Origin of the sequence: Thalassospira sp. MIT121401 (assembly GCF_047125595.1) — a bacterium.
GTDB lineage: Bacteria > Pseudomonadota > Alphaproteobacteria > Rhodospirillales > Thalassospiraceae > Thalassospira > Thalassospira povalilytica.
Window position 1 is genome coordinate 1978498 of the sequence record NZ_CP138926.1, and the last position, 14777, is coordinate 1993274.

The 14777-nt window shown below is 55.3% G+C and carries 13 protein-coding genes; 4 read left to right on the forward strand and 9 right to left on the reverse strand.

Going from position 1 to position 14777, the window contains the following annotated elements:
- Positions 1-51: 51 nt before the first annotated feature.
- The gene (locus SIB88_RS08945; protein WP_068517118.1) at positions 52-369 is read right to left on the reverse strand and encodes a hypothetical protein; all 318 of its coding nucleotides are present in this window, start codon (positions 367-369) and stop codon (positions 52-54) included.
- 290 nt (positions 370-659) lie between these two features.
- On the opposite strand from SIB88_RS08945, the gene guaA reads away from it, so the two are divergent.
- Together guaA and SIB88_RS08955 are read left to right on the forward strand one after the other, a co-directional pair.
- Positions 660-2213: a glutamine-hydrolyzing GMP synthase gene (guaA, locus tag SIB88_RS08950; RefSeq protein ID WP_068517119.1), complete on the forward strand. Its 1554-nt coding sequence runs from the start codon at positions 660-662 to the stop codon at positions 2211-2213.
- Between the two features lie 201 nt (positions 2214-2414).
- Positions 2415-3365, forward strand: a complete 951-nt coding sequence (locus SIB88_RS08955; protein WP_412557898.1) for a GSCFA domain-containing protein — start codon at positions 2415-2417, stop codon at positions 3363-3365.
- Positions 3366-3535: 170 nt separating this feature from the next.
- Here the strand turns inward: SIB88_RS08955 and SIB88_RS08960 are convergent, their stop codons facing one another.
- From SIB88_RS08960 to SIB88_RS08975, 4 genes are all read right to left on the reverse strand, one after another.
- Positions 3536-4291 (reverse strand): SDR family NAD(P)-dependent oxidoreductase, encoded by a 756-nt coding sequence (locus SIB88_RS08960; protein WP_412557899.1) that lies wholly within the window; start codon positions 4289-4291, stop codon positions 3536-3538.
- A 126-nt stretch (positions 4292-4417) separates the two neighbouring features.
- On the reverse strand, positions 4418-4837 hold the full coding sequence (locus SIB88_RS08965) for an MAPEG family protein (protein WP_412557900.1): 420 nt from the start codon (positions 4835-4837) through the stop codon (positions 4418-4420).
- A 79-nt stretch (positions 4838-4916) separates the two neighbouring features.
- Positions 4917-5126, reverse strand: a complete 210-nt coding sequence (locus SIB88_RS08970; protein WP_250282789.1) for a helix-turn-helix domain-containing protein — start codon at positions 5124-5126, stop codon at positions 4917-4919.
- A complete protein-coding gene (locus tag SIB88_RS08975) occupies positions 5126-5695 on the reverse strand; it encodes a DUF2975 domain-containing protein (RefSeq protein ID WP_412557901.1) in 570 nt (189 codons plus the stop codon). The genes SIB88_RS08970 and SIB88_RS08975 overlap by 1 nt, the downstream gene beginning before the upstream one ends.
- Positions 5696-5973: 278 nt before the next feature.
- Between SIB88_RS08975 and SIB88_RS08980 the strand changes: the two genes are divergently transcribed.
- Together SIB88_RS08980 and SIB88_RS08985 are read left to right on the forward strand one after the other, a co-directional pair.
- The gene (locus tag SIB88_RS08980) at positions 5974-6444 is read left to right on the forward strand and encodes an ArsR/SmtB family transcription factor (protein ID WP_228195775.1); all 471 of its coding nucleotides are present in this window, start codon (positions 5974-5976) and stop codon (positions 6442-6444) included.
- 176 nt (positions 6445-6620) lie between these two features.
- A complete protein-coding gene (locus SIB88_RS08985) occupies positions 6621-9065 on the forward strand; it encodes a heavy metal translocating P-type ATPase (protein WP_412557902.1) in 2445 nt (814 codons plus the stop codon).
- A gap of 363 nt (positions 9066-9428) precedes the next feature.
- On the opposite strand, the gene SIB88_RS08990 is transcribed toward SIB88_RS08985, so the two are convergent.
- The 4 genes from SIB88_RS08990 to SIB88_RS09005 form a co-directional block, all read right to left on the reverse strand.
- Positions 9429-10568, reverse strand: coding sequence for a DUF1513 domain-containing protein (locus SIB88_RS08990; protein ID WP_114114307.1), 1140 nt, complete (start codon positions 10566-10568; stop codon positions 9429-9431).
- A gap of 34 nt (positions 10569-10602) precedes the next feature.
- Entirely contained in the window at positions 10603-11730 is a 1128-nt protein-coding gene (locus SIB88_RS08995; RefSeq protein ID WP_412557903.1) for an imelysin family protein, read from the reverse strand.
- A 62-nt stretch (positions 11731-11792) separates the two neighbouring features.
- Positions 11793-13256, reverse strand: coding sequence for a di-heme oxidoredictase family protein (locus SIB88_RS09000; protein ID WP_412557904.1), 1464 nt, complete (start codon positions 13254-13256; stop codon positions 11793-11795).
- A 97-nt stretch (positions 13257-13353) separates the two neighbouring features.
- The gene (locus tag SIB88_RS09005; RefSeq protein ID WP_412557905.1) at positions 13354-14622 is read right to left on the reverse strand and encodes an imelysin family protein; all 1269 of its coding nucleotides are present in this window, start codon (positions 14620-14622) and stop codon (positions 13354-13356) included.
- Between the last annotated feature and the right edge of the window lie 155 nt (positions 14623-14777).

Here is a 14777-nt window from a genome sequence, read left to right on the forward strand (position 1 = left end):
TGCCGGTCCCACGGTGTCGCGGGCGTCAGCCCGTTTGTTGCTCAGAGCAGGTTATTCGGTTTTCTCGGCCGGAATGTCATAGACCGGACCATTGCTGTCCGAACCTTCCGAATTTTCGAGATTGTTCATACCGGGAATAACATCATCCTCTGCATCCGGGCCGGTCTTCAGGCTTTCGCCGATTTCGGCACTCGGCGCAGCCGGTGCAATGGTTTCGGATTTTTCAGCCGGGGCGGTTTCTTCCGTACCGAAGATCGGCAGGGCGGAACCGCCATCTTTCTGGGTCATCGCGATTGCGGTTGCAGTACCGGCAACCAGAATAAGACCAGCGACGGCGAGTGCGATTTTGCTACCTTTGGAAGTGCTCATGATTACGTGTCCCTTGCTTCGATCAAAAATGCGTTGCTCATGCTCGGACGCGTTGTTTCCCGCGTTCCGTTGATTGGAATACTGCGCGACCATTGCGAAGGAAAAAGGGACCAATTGTGTAATTTTCGGGGGATGATGTGCGCAAAAACGCCGCAATTCTCCGTGCCGGCCCGGCAACAGGGCACAAGTTTTTTGAATGCATCGTTGGGGGACCGCCTGCGCCGGGTTGCCCATCACGATGGTTTGGCGTATGTACGGCGCAACCCCATCTTCGACGGAGATACGGCCCGATGACTGATCGCGTGCTGATTATTGATTTCGGATCCCAGGTTACCCAGCTGATTGCACGTCGCGTGCGTGAAAGCGGTGTCTATAGCGAGATCCACCCTTTTAATAACATCTCGGATGCGTTCCTTGATGAATATGCCCCCAAGGCCGTGATCCTTTCGGGTGGCCCGGCGTCTGTCCATTGGGACAAGGCCCCGTCGGCACCGGCAAAGGTGTTTGAACTCGGCGTTCCGGTTCTGGGCATCTGCTATGGTCAACAGACCATGGTCAACCAGCTTGGCGGCAAGGTTGCGACATCCGATCATCGTGAATTCGGTCGTGCCTTTGTCGACGTGATCGAAGATTGCGCGCTGTTTACCGGCGTTTGGGCCGCGGGCGCGCGCGAACAGGTCTGGATGAGCCACGGCGACCGTGTTGATGCGCTTCCCGACGGTTTCCGCGTTGTTGGCAAATCCGAAGGCGCACCGTTTGCCGCCATTGCCAATGACGAAAAGAAATTCTATGCGGTTCAGTTCCACCCGGAAGTGGTCCATACCCCGCATGGCGCACAGCTCCTTAAGAACTTTACGCATGGCGTTGCCGGTTGCTCTGGCGACTGGACGATGAATGCCTATAAGGACGATGCGATCGACAAGATCCGCAAACAGGTCGGTGATGGCAAGGTCATCTGTGGTCTGTCGGGCGGTGTTGACAGCTCGGTCACTGCGGTTCTGATCCACGAGGCAATCGGCGATCAGCTGACCTGCGTGTTTGTTGATCATGGTTTCATGCGCGCGGGCGAGGCCGATCAGGTCGTCTCCCTGTTCCGTGACCACTACAACATCCCGCTGGTCCATGTTGATGCGTCCGAAACCTTTATCGGTGCCATCGAAGGCGAAACCGATCCGGAGGTAAAACGCAAAACCATTGGTCGTCTCTTCATCGAAACCTTCGAAGAAGAAGCCAAGAAAATCGGCGGTGCGGATTTCCTCGCACAGGGAACGCTGTATCCGGACGTGATCGAAAGCGTGTCCTTCACCGGCGGCCCGTCCGTCACCATCAAGTCGCACCATAACGTTGGCGGTCTTCCGGAACGCATGAACATGAAGCTGGTTGAACCACTTCGTGAACTGTTCAAGGACGAAGTTCGTGACCTTGGGCGTGAACTTGGCCTGCCGGACAGCTTTGTCGGGCGTCATCCGTTCCCTGGACCGGGTCTTGCGATCCGTATTCCGGGCCAGCCGATCACGCGCGAAAAGCTTGATATCCTGCGCAAGGCCGATGCGATCTATCTCGAAGAAATCCGTAATGCCGGCCTTTATGACGCGATCTGGCAGGCATTTGCCGTTCTGCTTCCGGTCCGTACCGTTGGCGTGATGGGCGATGGTCGTACCTATGACTATGCCTGTGCACTGCGCGCGGTCACCTCGACCGACGGTATGACCGCGGATTTCTATGCGTTCCCGCCGGAACTGCTTGGCCGCATCGCCAACCGCATCATCAATGAAGTCAACGGCATCAACCGTGTCACCTATGACTTCACATCCAAACCACCGGGAACCATCGAGTGGGAATAAATTTTCCGATAGCGGAAACACCAAACGGCGCGTCCATTGGGCGCGCCGTTTTGTTTTTGAATGTCGTTCCACTCACCAGGACGTGTGGGAGAAAAATATTCTGTACCTTGTTGTTAAAAACTTGCACCCTGACCTCAGGCCCTGCGCCGATCCTTGCAAGGACTGGTTGCTTTCAAGTTATGTCAGAATGCGAGACGACATATGACGGATGACGATTTCTCATTTCATGCGACGCGTGAAAAGCCTGTCAGAATCAAGTCTGATGAAGATATCCAGACATTCAATGGGAGCTGGTATCGGGGGGAGTCGACCAATTTCATTCCGTCCAAAAAGATGTTGCAGGCAAGTAGCGCGTTCAGAAGATTCATCATCAAGGGGTATGAACCACCGGCCCCGTTCATTGATAAATCGACTGTTGTGACAGCCTTTGGCAGTTGCTTTGCACAAAACATTTCAAAGTGGCTGCTTGATAATGGCTACAATGTCCTTGGAAAAAAGCTCAATCTCAACTCGCATATCATCCGTTTCGGAGAAGGGCTGGTAAATACCTTTGCCATTCGCGAACAGCTTGAATGGGCGTTTGAAAATCGAAGCCTGGAAGAAGGGTTATGGTTTGGCGAGAACAAGGAAATTGTTCTGCCTGATGATGATGTCCGGGACGCGACAAAAACGCTTCTGATGAAAACGGAAACATTGATCATTACAGTTGGCCTTTCCGAAGTCTGGTTTGACAAGGTTTCCGGACGGGCATTCTGGCGCACAGTGCCGGCAGAAAACTTCGACAATGAAAGGCACGGATTCAGATTAACAACGGTCGAGGAAAACCGCGAAAATCTGGAAAAGATTGTCGAATTGCGAGATCGCTATATTCCGGATTGCAACATCATCTTCACGCTTTCGCCCATTCCACTGATGGCGACGTTTCGTGATATAAACTGCATTTCGGCAAACACTGTATCAAAGTCGATTTTGCGCATCGCGCTTGACGACCTGATGGGGAAAAAACACGACCGAGTTTATTATTTTCCGTCATATGAATTGGTCAAGGAAGTATATCCGGACCCGTTTGACGACGATAACCGGCACCCCAAGAAACCCTATATCCAGGAAATCATGCAGCTATTTGCCCGCGCTTATTGCGCGGATACGTAACCGGCTATTGATTTTCTGGCCCATCCGACCCGCAATCGCCTGTGGAATTGCACGCATTTGACAAGACCTGCTGGACGCTGCGTTGCCAGTTGAAGGTCAGGCAGGACGACAGGGCCAACAGGGCGGTCAATGCGATGATCAGGCGAAGCCGGCGCATGGGGTCATTGCCTTTACTTTCGGCGGAGTGCGGGCAGGCCAACGCCGGTTGTTTCAAACCCGCCGTCTGCGGCGACGATTTGACCGGTGACGAAACTTGCCTTGTCCGAGCACAGGAAATGGATGACTTCGGCGATTTCATTTTCCGTGCCATACCGGCCCAAAGGCATCGCATCAAGGTAGGCTGATATGATGTCGGTTGAATGGACTGCCATTGCAAGTTTGGTTTTGACCGGGCCGGGGCAGACGCAATTGGCGCGAATGCCGTATTCGCCAAGTTCGGCGGCCTGTTGTTTGGTCATGTGAATGACGGCGGCCTTTGACGTGCCATAGGCCACCCGAAGGGTCGATGCGCGCAGGCCCGAGATCGAGCCGATATTGACAATAGCACCTTTGGTTTCCTTTAGCGCCGGAATGGCCGCCTGCGACACCAGGAATACACCATCAAGGTTGGTTTCCATGATCCGGCGCCAGGTGGCAAAGCTGGTTTCTTCGACCGGAAGGAAATCGGCAACCCCGGCATTGTTGACCACTGCATCAATCCGGCCGAATTCCGAAAGAACATTGTCAATCATCTGATCGACCTGTTGGGGGACGGAAACATCAAAGATGAATGGCTTGCCATCCGTCATCGCGCTTGCGGCCTGTGTCAGTTCATCCCCGTCACGATCAATCATTGCCACTTTCCAGCCCTGTTCGATGAACAGTTTGCTGGTGGCTAGTCCGATCCCGCGCGCAGCCCCTGTGACCAGGGCGATCTTTTGTGTCATCTGTTCCGTCCTCTCCTGAAGCATTTGGTTTTTTACGATGGTGCCATCGCTTTATTGGCTTCATTTAGGCAAAACAATCACGTTGCGGCAAGTGCCGCATCGTTTCGGGCGGAACCCGGTATTGTGTCAGGCATGGAGAAACAGCTGTGCGGCATAGACCAGCATGGCAAACAGGCTGACGAAATAGGCAATGGACCGCACACCTTTTACCGGGCCGAGATGTTCGATCCCGGCAAGATACAATCCGCCATGCGCAAGGCGGGCAAGAAGGAAAACAGTCGCACAGGCGATGGTGATCGTATTCGAAACGCCGGTTGTCTGTGCGACAAGAGTGATGATTGCAAACGGTACGAGGTTTTCCAGATGGTTCTGATGTGCGCGCAATCCGCGTGCGGCCATGCCCGCACGTTCCGGAAGGCCGTCACGATTGCCCATCAGCCGTTTGCCACCAACACCGGGTTGTTTGGCATAGGCGTAATTGTAGGCCCACGGAAAGGCTAGGCACAGCAGGGCATTTAACAGCAGAATGAAAAGCTCGTATGTCACAGGGCACCCGTAAAGTTATGAGAATGTTGGCTTTACGTTAATTGCAGGCATTCCGGATCAGCTAGTCTGGCGCTGGAAGTCAATCATCTGCAACAAATTCCAGCAGATCACCGGGCTGGCAGTCCAGTTCCTTGCAGATTGCAGCCATGGTTTCAAAGCGTACGCCGCGCACCTTGCCCGATTTCAAAAGCGACAGGTTTTGTTCGCTGATTCCGATCCGGGCGGCGAGATCCTTGGATTTCATTTTGCGGGTGGCCAGCATCACGTCAAGTCGGACAACAATCCCCATCAGACGAAGCTCCGGTTTTCATCATCAATCCGGGCCGCTTCACCAAGCACCCAGGCAATCACGATAATCAGCGCACCAAGGAAAAGCGTGCTGGCCTCGGCATTGCCAAGGCCAATGGACAGCATCCGTTCACCGGCCGGGCGGTGGAAGGTCGCCAATACCGATGTCACAGCCCCGGTCAGCGGTTTGGCCAGTGTTTGCACCAGAAGCGCGACGCCAAACAGTTTAAGATGACGGATCGTTTCAGGCTGAAAAATCGCGTTATGGGCAAAGGCCCCGAACATCTTGCGCAGGTGAAACAGCCCATAGGCCATGATCAATGACGGGACCATCATCACCAGCATGGTGGCATATTTCTGCCACCCCGAAAGCGCGTGCAATTCCGCAAGGCTGACCGTCATCTGGCTGGTGCTGGCTTCGACCCATCCCGGCAGATACCAGACCATCGGAATGGCAAGAAATTGAAGAACGATCGCAACCGCACATCCCCAATAAAGCAGGGTGCTGAGCCTGCGGACATTTTTAAGGGTATCGGTCTTCACGGCGTGCGACGTGGATGGGGTGGACATGGTGGGGCTCCTGTCAGGTGATGTTCACGAATCGATTTATATAATTCATGTAAAACATGAATAAATTATCGAAATTAGTCAATGTCAAATTGACCGATCGCGGTGTGGTACCGGTGCAGGTCGCGGGTATCGGACTTGCGGTGTCGAGCGTTCCCTTGTGATTTTTTCAATCGGGGCAGGGATCGGGGCAATTGGAAATCAGCGCTGTCGTGGATTGTATCACGGTGTTTTGGTTCAGTTCCCCTTGCCTTGGATCGGCTGTCATGGAAAATAGGGGCATGTCAGAAAGCAAAACCAAATCCCCGATCGCCAAATCCCCGGTTGGCAAAGCCCCGGTCAGTAAGGCCATGTCGTCGCCAACCGAAACAGATTGCCAGGAATGCGATACGGCAGCCCGCCTTGGTCTGAGTACCGAACAGGGTGAAGCCGTCACGCGCGATGCGTCACGTGCTGTGGGGGCGAACCTGTCGCTGCCCCATATAGAGGCCGCGGCAAAGATCTTTTCGCTTTTGGGGGATGCCGGGCGGCTGCAGCTGGTTTTGCGGTGTATGGAGCGCCCCCAGACCGTCAGTGAACTTGCCGATGCGACCAACATGTCGCAGTCGCTTTGCAGCCATCATTTGCGCCATTTGCGCGATCAGCGGATTCTGGCATCCGAGCGCCGCGGCCGGCATATTTTCTATCAGATCGATGATGAACATATTTCGCGCGTGGTGCGTGATGTCTTTGCGCATGTGACGCACGACTGATCTGATTTTGTTTTAATTCAGCTGCTTGAAGGATGATTGCCGGGCGGGTGACTGGCCGGTCAGGCATGGCATTTTCAAACATTCAAATACGCATTTGAATGTTCTTGACAGATAGACATATGAAGCATAGTTTGAATATAACATATGAATGAAAATTTGATTTTATGAGGTGATGAATGTCCTTCGTCGCAAAATGGGAAGACCTTCCGGCAATTGGTGACTGTGCGCAGTGCCGCGCATCATTGATTGATGTTCTTTCGCGGGCCATTCCGGGGCGTGGTATTTCCGGGGACGGGCAGGGGATATCAACATCATCACCGATCAGTGCCGATGAAGACGCCACCTTGCGGGACATTCTTGCCCGCCAGGCCGATGCCAAACGCCATTACCATTGGCAGGTGTCGGGCATGGATTGCGGATCCTGTGTCGCCAAGATCGAAACCGCCCTTGGCAAAATGGATGGCGTGTCCTGTGTCGATGTCTCGATGATGCGCGAAACCGTTACTCTTGGCCTTGTTGATGATCGCCAATCTGATCGCGCCGCGGTTACTTCGTTGCTGAACAAGCTTGGCTATCCGGCCCGCGAGAAAACGGCACCCGGTATGGCGGGCGCCCCGCGCAATACATCCTTTTGCGCCGGCGATGCATGTGGCCAGGATGGCGCCCCCAATTCGGCCAGTCACAGTCACGACGCGACCGCAAAAGTTGCGGATGTTGATACTGATGCCGGTACCGGTATCAAACGGCGGTTTGTACCCTGGTCGTCTGAAAATGATGAAATTGCCTTTGCGGCCATTTGTCTGGCACTGGGCGGTCTGCTGGGGGTGATGATCCCGTCATTCGGGTCTTATGCCATGTCGGTGGCATCGGTTCTGGCTGCTGTGCCGGTAATGAAAAAAGCGATGCGACTGGCGCAAAGCGGCGCGATTTTCTCAATCGAACTTCTGATGTCGGTTGCTGTCATCGGGGCGGTGGCGATTGGTGAAAGTCTTGAGGCCGGTATGGTCGTGCTGCTGTTTGCGATTGGCGAACGGCTTGAAGGTGTCGCGGCCGGGCGCGCACGAAGCGGGGTCAAGGCCCTGATGAAGCTGGCCCCCGAACAGGCGCGGCGCATAACCGGCAATGACGTTCAGACCGTTTCACCGGCAGAACTTGCATTGAACGACCTTGTTGAAGTTCGCCCCGGTGAACGGGTCCCGGCCGATGGTGTGGTTGCATCAGGGGCGGCTGATATTGATAACAGCCATCTGACGGGGGAATCTGTTCCGGTCTATTGCAAGACGGGCGATGACGTCTTTGCCGGTGCGATTGTCACAGACAGCCCGGTGCGGATCACGGTTACCCGTGCGGCCGGGCAGACTATGCTTGATCGCGTGATCGAGCTGGTCGAACAAAGCGAAAAGCACAAGGCACCGGTCGAACGGTTTGTGGCAAAATTTGCCCGTATCTATACACCGATCATCATGGCGCTTGCCGCCGCGACCGTTATCATCCCGCCGGTTCTGTTCGGGCAGGGCTGGGAAGAATGGATCTATCGCGGCTTGGCGTTGCTTCTGATCGGCTGCCCCTGTGCGCTGGTGATTTCAACACCGGCTGCTGTGACATCGGCCCTGGCACGTGCCACCAGGATCGGACTTCTGGTCAAGGGCGGTGCGGGATTGGAGCTGATCGGGGCGGTACGCACCATGGCGTTTGACAAGACCGGCACCCTCACCGAAGGAAGGCCGAAAGTTGCTGCGATCAAAACCACGGATGGCTATGGCGAAAACGGCCTTCTGACCATTGCCGCGGCCCTTGAAACCGTGACGTCCCATCCGTTGGCCCGTGCCGTTGTGGCGGCGGCGGAAAACCGGAACCTTGAATTGCCGGTGATCGAAGATGCCAAAACCATCGCCGGTGCCGGTGTCGAAGGCAAAATTGATGGTGTGACCTATCAGGTGGGTGCGGCCAACCGGCTTGGCATCACGCCGAATGGCGATATGGCGGGCTGGCTGACCGCACAGGAAGAAGACGGCAGTACTGCGGTTGTTATCCTTAAAAACGACCAAATCATCGGTGCATTGGCGCTGCGTGATGTGGCGCGCGCCGATGCGAAGGCCGCCCTTGCTGAACTTAACAGGCTTAACATTACCCCGGTGATGCTGACAGGCGACGCCACCCGTGTGGCCAAACGCATGGCAGCCGATCTTGGCATGGATTATCGCGCTGAACTGATGCCCGAAGACAAGCTTGATGCCCTGACGGCCCTTCGGGACGATCCTAAACGTTCTGGCCCGGTTGCGATGGTTGGCGATGGCATTAATGACGCACCGGCTCTTAAGGCCGCGGATGTCGGTATTGCCATTGGTGGCGGCACCGATATCGCGCTTGAGGCCGCCGACGCGGTCGCGGTCAAGGATCGCCTGGGCGATGTTGTCAATCTGGTCAAACTGTCGCGTGCGGCGCGTCGGGTGATCCGTGAAAACATCACGATAGCACTTGGCCTCAAGGCCGTCTTTCTGGTGACGTCGATCACCGGTTTGACCGGCTTGTGGCTGGCTGTTCTTGCCGATACAGGGGCGACTGTCCTTGTGACCATCAACAGCCTGCGTCTTCTGATCGCCCTGCGCACCGCGCGATAGGAAAAAGGTCCCGAACAGAGAAAGCGGCGGTTATCGTTTCCCGCATCGATAACCACCGCTATTCCACCTTGAGAGGCCTACGGGGAGAGAGGACCCGTAGGTGAGAGACAAGCCGTTTTGGGGACAAATGCGAATGGGTTGCATTCGCGGGCTGTGTCGAGACCTGTTATAGGTGAGGGAAAAACATTGCGCAAGTGAAAATCGTTCTCATTTGCGTAAAATTTTTAGTTGATAATTGTCTTATTTAAATAGCCCGACCAAAATAGTCGGTTAATCTGCCGGTGTTCTGCGGTTTCTATGGGGCTAAAACGATAAAACCCGCAGCATTTGTGCGGGTTTTATCAACATTCATTCGGGATGCGTTTACGCCGTAATCCGCCGCAAATGGTTATCCCAATGCAGCGATTTATGAGAATCGTCGGGAAGTTCCACGCGTTTTCGGCGAATCGCATCAAGACGCCAGCCATTGCCAAGGCCGCTGGTACCGACGAATTCACCCGGGCGATCGGTTGCGGCAAGCCCGCATCCGTCCGGGGCCGCGATATGGGTCAGGAATCCATTGGTCTTTGCATCCCAGAATGTCACAAGCCCGCCGCGCGGGCACGAAATGCCAAATACCTGGCCGGATGCATCAAAGCGCACCGATCCGCAATATTGGCGCATGCGGTACTGGACATTGTCGGGGGCCTCGATCGGGCGGATTTCCTTGCCCGGTTGCCAGATACCGACAAGCGGCACCTGATCATTGATCTCGCCCTGATACTGGAAACCGGCGGCAATGGTGCCATTGGCCGCGACATCGAGATGGCGGATGGAAAGCTGATGCCAGTCATGTTTCAGCGACGCCTGATGGATCAGTTTGCCGGTCCGTCGATCAATGATCGACAGATTGGGTTCCATCGAATCGATATTAAGGGCCGTGCGCCCGTCAAAGTCGGGATGGGTGTGCAGTCCACCATTGGCAATCACCAGCTGTTCGCCGCCGGGCATCAGATGCAATTCATGCGGCCCGGTGCCAAAGCTGTCAAATTCCGCGACCCGGCGATAACCATCCTCAGCATCCCAGACCGACACAACACCGCGCGCATGATCAAAGTCATTCTCGGTGATATAAAGAAACCGCCCGTCATTGGAATAAATGGCATGTCCATAAAACCGGCGGTCTTCCGGACAATGCAGTTTGGCACGGACATCGCCGGTATGACGGTCAAGGATCAGCCCGTAAAGGCCGGGGCGGCGTTCGACGGCTGCGACATCAACATGATTGGGGCGAAGACCGATATCATGACCGCGTCCCGGCAGGGCCTGTTCAAACAGGATCTTGCCCGATGCGTTGAACGCGCTGACATAATAATCATCGGCGTCCCCGGCACTGGCCGAGATATAGACCGCGCGATCTTCGGGTGCCGGCGTGCCGGCCGCACGGGCGATATCAATCGGCAACAGGGTAAATGCCCCGCCAACCCCCATGAGTTTCAGAAACTCGCGACGTTGATGTCTCACTTTATCCTCCGTATTCAGGCCCGGTCTGGGGTGCTCAATCGCCGTCAAGCGCATTGAACCCGCCGCCAAGCTGGGTATTGCCGCCAATATCGTTTTCAACAAGCGTGGTCAGAAAATCGATCTGGGATTTGAATTCCGCCAGCTTGTCATACCCGTCAGGCCGGGCCAGAAGGTCCTCGACCGAGGCAGGAAGACCATCAAGCGCGTCGACCACGGTTTGCCAGTTCAGCCGGAACGAACGATCCAGAAGGCTGCTGTCAATCAGGGCAGCCAAACCGGTTCCTTCGCTGCCGACATCGCCCCATTTGCCATCATAGATCGCAAACAGGCCGGTCAGGTTATGAGCGATGTTGCGAAGTGACCGTTTTGATACTTCGCTTTCTGCGCGGCTGGCCTTGGCGTCCTGCTTGTTATCGCCAAGCGGTTTGCCAAGTTTCTGGGCCGATATGATCAGGATACCTTCATGCAGGGCGCGATAAAGATCGGTCGCGGCAAATTTGGCGGTGGGGTAATCCATGCTGTCGGGGCCGGCTGTCGCCATGGCATCGGCAAATTCCGGCCATTCGTCGCGCAATTCCCCGGCAATCGTTTCAAGATTGGTGGCAATGGCAGCCCCGTACTGGCAAAGGTACACGCCGTCTTCGTCACCGCTTGTCAGATGGGCGGTGTTTTTGGGATCAAACAGAACCTCTTCAAGTGCCGGGAACCCCTGAAGGGCGGCACTGGCTTCTGACAGCTGTGCGGGATCGGTATAGCTTGCCGGTTTGCTAAACAGCAATTTCCGGAACTGGCGGGCGGCGGTGCCGTGCTTGTCTGGCCAATATTCGATATGCTGATCGCGGCCATTGGCAACCATCGGTCCCATGCGCCATGGCTGGATTTCCTGCCAGATATCCATTGCCTGATGGAAATCGTCCTGAACATCTTTCAGGTCATCGGCATCCGGATCGGCGCAGAAATCCTTGATCGACGTGCTGAGTTGCGCATTGGCTTTGTGAAAGTCATCAAGTTTCGGCGGCATGACTTCATTAAGAAGATGGTTCAGAACCGGCCGGTAATTTTCATCCGGGATATCGGCATGTGCGTTCGGGGCTGCAAAACCAATCGCAATTGCGGCGGTGGTTGAAAGAAGCATAAGACGCGAACATGATTTCAGGAGCATATGTCTTTTCCGAATATTCACTTGATCTGAGGGGCTTGGCGCCGGGGCAACCCATGCCAGACTCAAAGTGACTTGAGAAATGCAAGCAGTTTCCTGCGCTCAGATGGTGGCAGCAATGTGACAGAATTGCGCGCAGCTTCTGCTTCGCCACCATGCCAAAGTACGGCTTCAAGAATGGTACGTGCCCGCCCGTCATGCAAGAATTGCGCGCGCGGATCAATCTGTTTTGCCCGTCCAATTCCCCAAAGCGGCGGAGTGCGCCATTCGCGTCCCGATGCCTGTGCTTCGGGGCGATGATCGGCAAGTCCTTCGCCCATGTCATGCAGCAGCAGATCGCTATAGGGCCAGATCACCTGTCCGGATTGCTCGGCCATGTCGGGGCGTTGGGGCAATTGATAGCGCGGCGTATGGCAGGATGCGCAACCGATTGAAGTGAAAATCTGTTGCCCGGCAATGACATCGGCGTCATGGGCATTCGGGCGCGCAGGCGGGGCGATGTTGCGCGTATAATACAAAACAAGGTCAGTGACCTGCGAATGCGCTTCGAGATTTTCGAATTCCGGGTCATTGCCATCCGGCGCGGTCAGGCAGTTTTTCTGTGTTTCGGTGCAATCGCCCGATCCGTTGGGATAAAGCGGGGTCGACAGGCCGATATCAAACTGAAAGGCATTCTGGTTTTGCTGATCAAGTGTCGGCATCCCGGCCTTCCAGCCAAATCGACCGATTGCCAACTGTCCGCGGGCAATATCCCAGACATGATTGACCCGGCCCGAAATGCCATCGCCGTCACGATCCTGGGGATCGGCCGCCGCCAGCAACACATCGTCGGGGATGGCTTCAAGCAGGCCAAGACCGATCATCGGCGGTGCCAGGCGCGGAGAAACCATCACATCGGGATGAAGCGGCCCATAGGCCAGTTCGGTCATCTGGTAATCGGGCTTTTGCAGGGTAACGACTTCACCCCCGGCCAGGCTGACATCTTGGGTCTGGTAGGTAACCTTTACACGGCCTTCGGCCTTGATGCCCGGGATTGAAAAGTCCTGAAACTGTCCGCCATAAACCGGATCGGGAATGGTTGCGATCTTGCCATCCAGATGGTCGCGCAACTGATCGGCGGTTTGCGGCGGGATTGACAGGCGCAGCAACATCGAAGTCGCGCCGTCACCCGGGGCATTTTCATCAACCGGATGGCCGCGACCATTGCGGATATGGCATCCACTGCAAGCACGCGAATTAAACAGCGGGCCAAGCCCGTCGGCGGTTTTTGTCCGGGTCGGGGCAGTCACCCAAAGCCTTTGAAAAAGGGCCTCGCCAAGCTTGAAATCAAGCCGCTTTTCAAAGGTCATATTGGCCGAATAATGGGTAAAAACATTCCGGCCATCTGCGTCGGGCCATGTGGTGTCCCCGCCGGGCAGGGCCGATGCAGACAGATCGTCAGCACGGGCAGGGATCAACGGTGCCATCAAACTGGTCAGTACAAGACCGGATGACAGAATACAGCGCAGGGCAAAAGCGGGACGTTTCATGGCGGGTTCGGTTCTTGTCATTATTATAAAAAAGCAAAACGGCGGGAGACACATCCCCCGCCGTTCAATGCCTTCAAGGCAGGTGCCGTAAAAAGGCTTAGTTGACTGCAGACGGATTGTCGAGGCTGTCGGAACCTTCGAACTCGATGCCGTCAATGCCGACAGCGGCAATGATCTGCTCGATCGATTTGGTCTGGTCAACCAGGGCATCCACAAAGGTCTGGACAACAGCGTTGCCTTCGTCATTGCCCATGGCAATCAGCTGGTCGAAATGTTCGCCGCCCTGTGCGCGGGTAACCATCGCCTTGCCAGCCAGAACCGACGTTGCAAGCTTGCCACGCAGTTCGGTATCAAGGGCTGCGTCTTTTGCTGCAACCAGATCGGAAAGCGACGGGCCTTCAACAACCGAACCGTCAATACGGGTGTAACGGCCAAGATAAACGTTCTGGATGCCCAGCGCGTCATAGTAGTGGCTGTTATGGGTGTTGTCGGAGAAGCAATCATGTTCTTCTTCCGGATCATGAAGCAGCAGGCCAAGCTTGGTGCGTTCGCCGCCCAGTTCGCCATAGGACAGCGAACCCATGCCGGTGACGATTGCGGTCAGACCCGGAACACCATCACCTTCAAGAACGGTTTCGCGTGCTTCGCCGCCTTCGGCCCACTGTGCCGTGATCCATTCAAGGTCGGATACCAAAAGATCGCCAGCCGCCTTGAGATACGCACCGCGACGGTCGCAATTGCCGTTGGTGCATGCATCGCCAGCGGCATAGTCGGTCCATTCACGTGCACCTGCACCAGCACCCGTTCCATTCAGGTCCTGACCCCAAAGCAGGAATTCAATCGCGTGATAGCCGGTGGCAACGTTGGATTCAACGTCGTCAATTTCATGCAGGCTTTCAAGCAAAGCAGCATCAATGGTCGATGCATCAATGGTTTCACCGGAAATCACCAGGGTCGGGTTGGCGACCACATTGGCGGTGTATGCCGGGTTTTCTTCGCTTTCTTCGCCATAAAGACCGGTTTCGACATAGTCGATCAGGCCTTCGTCAAGCGGCCATGCGTTAACTTTGCCTTCCCAGTCATCAACGATGGCATTGCCAAAGCGATATACTTCGGTCTGCTGATAAGGCGCGCGTGCTGCCAACCAGGCAGATTTCGCAGCACCAAAGGTCTCTGCCGACGGCTGTGCAACCAGTGCATCAATAGCAGCCTGAAGTTCTTTGGCAGTGATCAGTGAATCTTCATAACCGGCATGCGCGATGTCGGCATAGGTCGTCAGAACGTCTTTGGCGCCCGGTGCGGCATATGCCTGCACACCAAGGGTCGACACCAATGCGGCCGTCCCGAGAATTTTTGCGATTTTCATAGGAGTTCCCATCTATCCCTGAAAGTGAGCCAAGGGCAATGCCCCGCGGATCAGAGCGGCAAAACATCTTGCGCAAATGAAGAAATTTGCTCCCCGATAGTCACCCTGATCCCTATGCTTCCGTTTAAGTGATACTGCTTGTGATAATGATTTTC

What these genes read in the sequence shown, in the direction of transcription:
- SIB88_RS08945 (WP_068517118.1), bottom strand. Translation starts at nt 369, where the DNA reads ATGAGCACTTCCAAAGGTAGCAAAATCGCACTCGCCGTCGCTGGTCTT.
- guaA (WP_068517119.1), top strand. Translation starts at nt 660, where the DNA reads ATGACTGATCGCGTGCTGATTATTGATTTCGGATCCCAGGTTACCCAG.
- SIB88_RS08955 (WP_412557898.1), top strand. Translation starts at nt 2,415, where the DNA reads ATGACGGATGACGATTTCTCATTTCATGCGACGCGTGAAAAGCCTGTC.
- SIB88_RS08960 (WP_412557899.1), bottom strand. Translation starts at nt 4,291, where the DNA reads ATGACACAAAAGATCGCCCTGGTCACAGGGGCTGCGCGCGGGATCGGA.
- SIB88_RS08970 (WP_250282789.1), bottom strand. Translation starts at nt 5,126, where the DNA reads ATGGGGATTGTTGTCCGACTTGACGTGATGCTGGCCACCCGCAAAATG.
- SIB88_RS08975 (WP_412557901.1), bottom strand. Translation starts at nt 5,695, where the DNA reads ATGTCCACCCCATCCACGTCGCACGCCGTGAAGACCGATACCCTTAAA.
- SIB88_RS08980 (WP_228195775.1), top strand. Translation starts at nt 5,974, where the DNA reads ATGTCAGAAAGCAAAACCAAATCCCCGATCGCCAAATCCCCGGTTGGC.
- SIB88_RS08985 (WP_412557902.1), top strand. Translation starts at nt 6,621, where the DNA reads ATGTCCTTCGTCGCAAAATGGGAAGACCTTCCGGCAATTGGTGACTGT.
- SIB88_RS08995 (WP_412557903.1), bottom strand. Translation starts at nt 11,730, where the DNA reads ATGCTCCTGAAATCATGTTCGCGTCTTATGCTTCTTTCAACCACCGCC.
- SIB88_RS09000 (WP_412557904.1), bottom strand. Translation starts at nt 13,256, where the DNA reads ATGAAACGTCCCGCTTTTGCCCTGCGCTGTATTCTGTCATCCGGTCTT.
- SIB88_RS09005 (WP_412557905.1), bottom strand. Translation starts at nt 14,622, where the DNA reads ATGAAAATCGCAAAAATTCTCGGGACGGCCGCATTGGTGTCGACCCTT.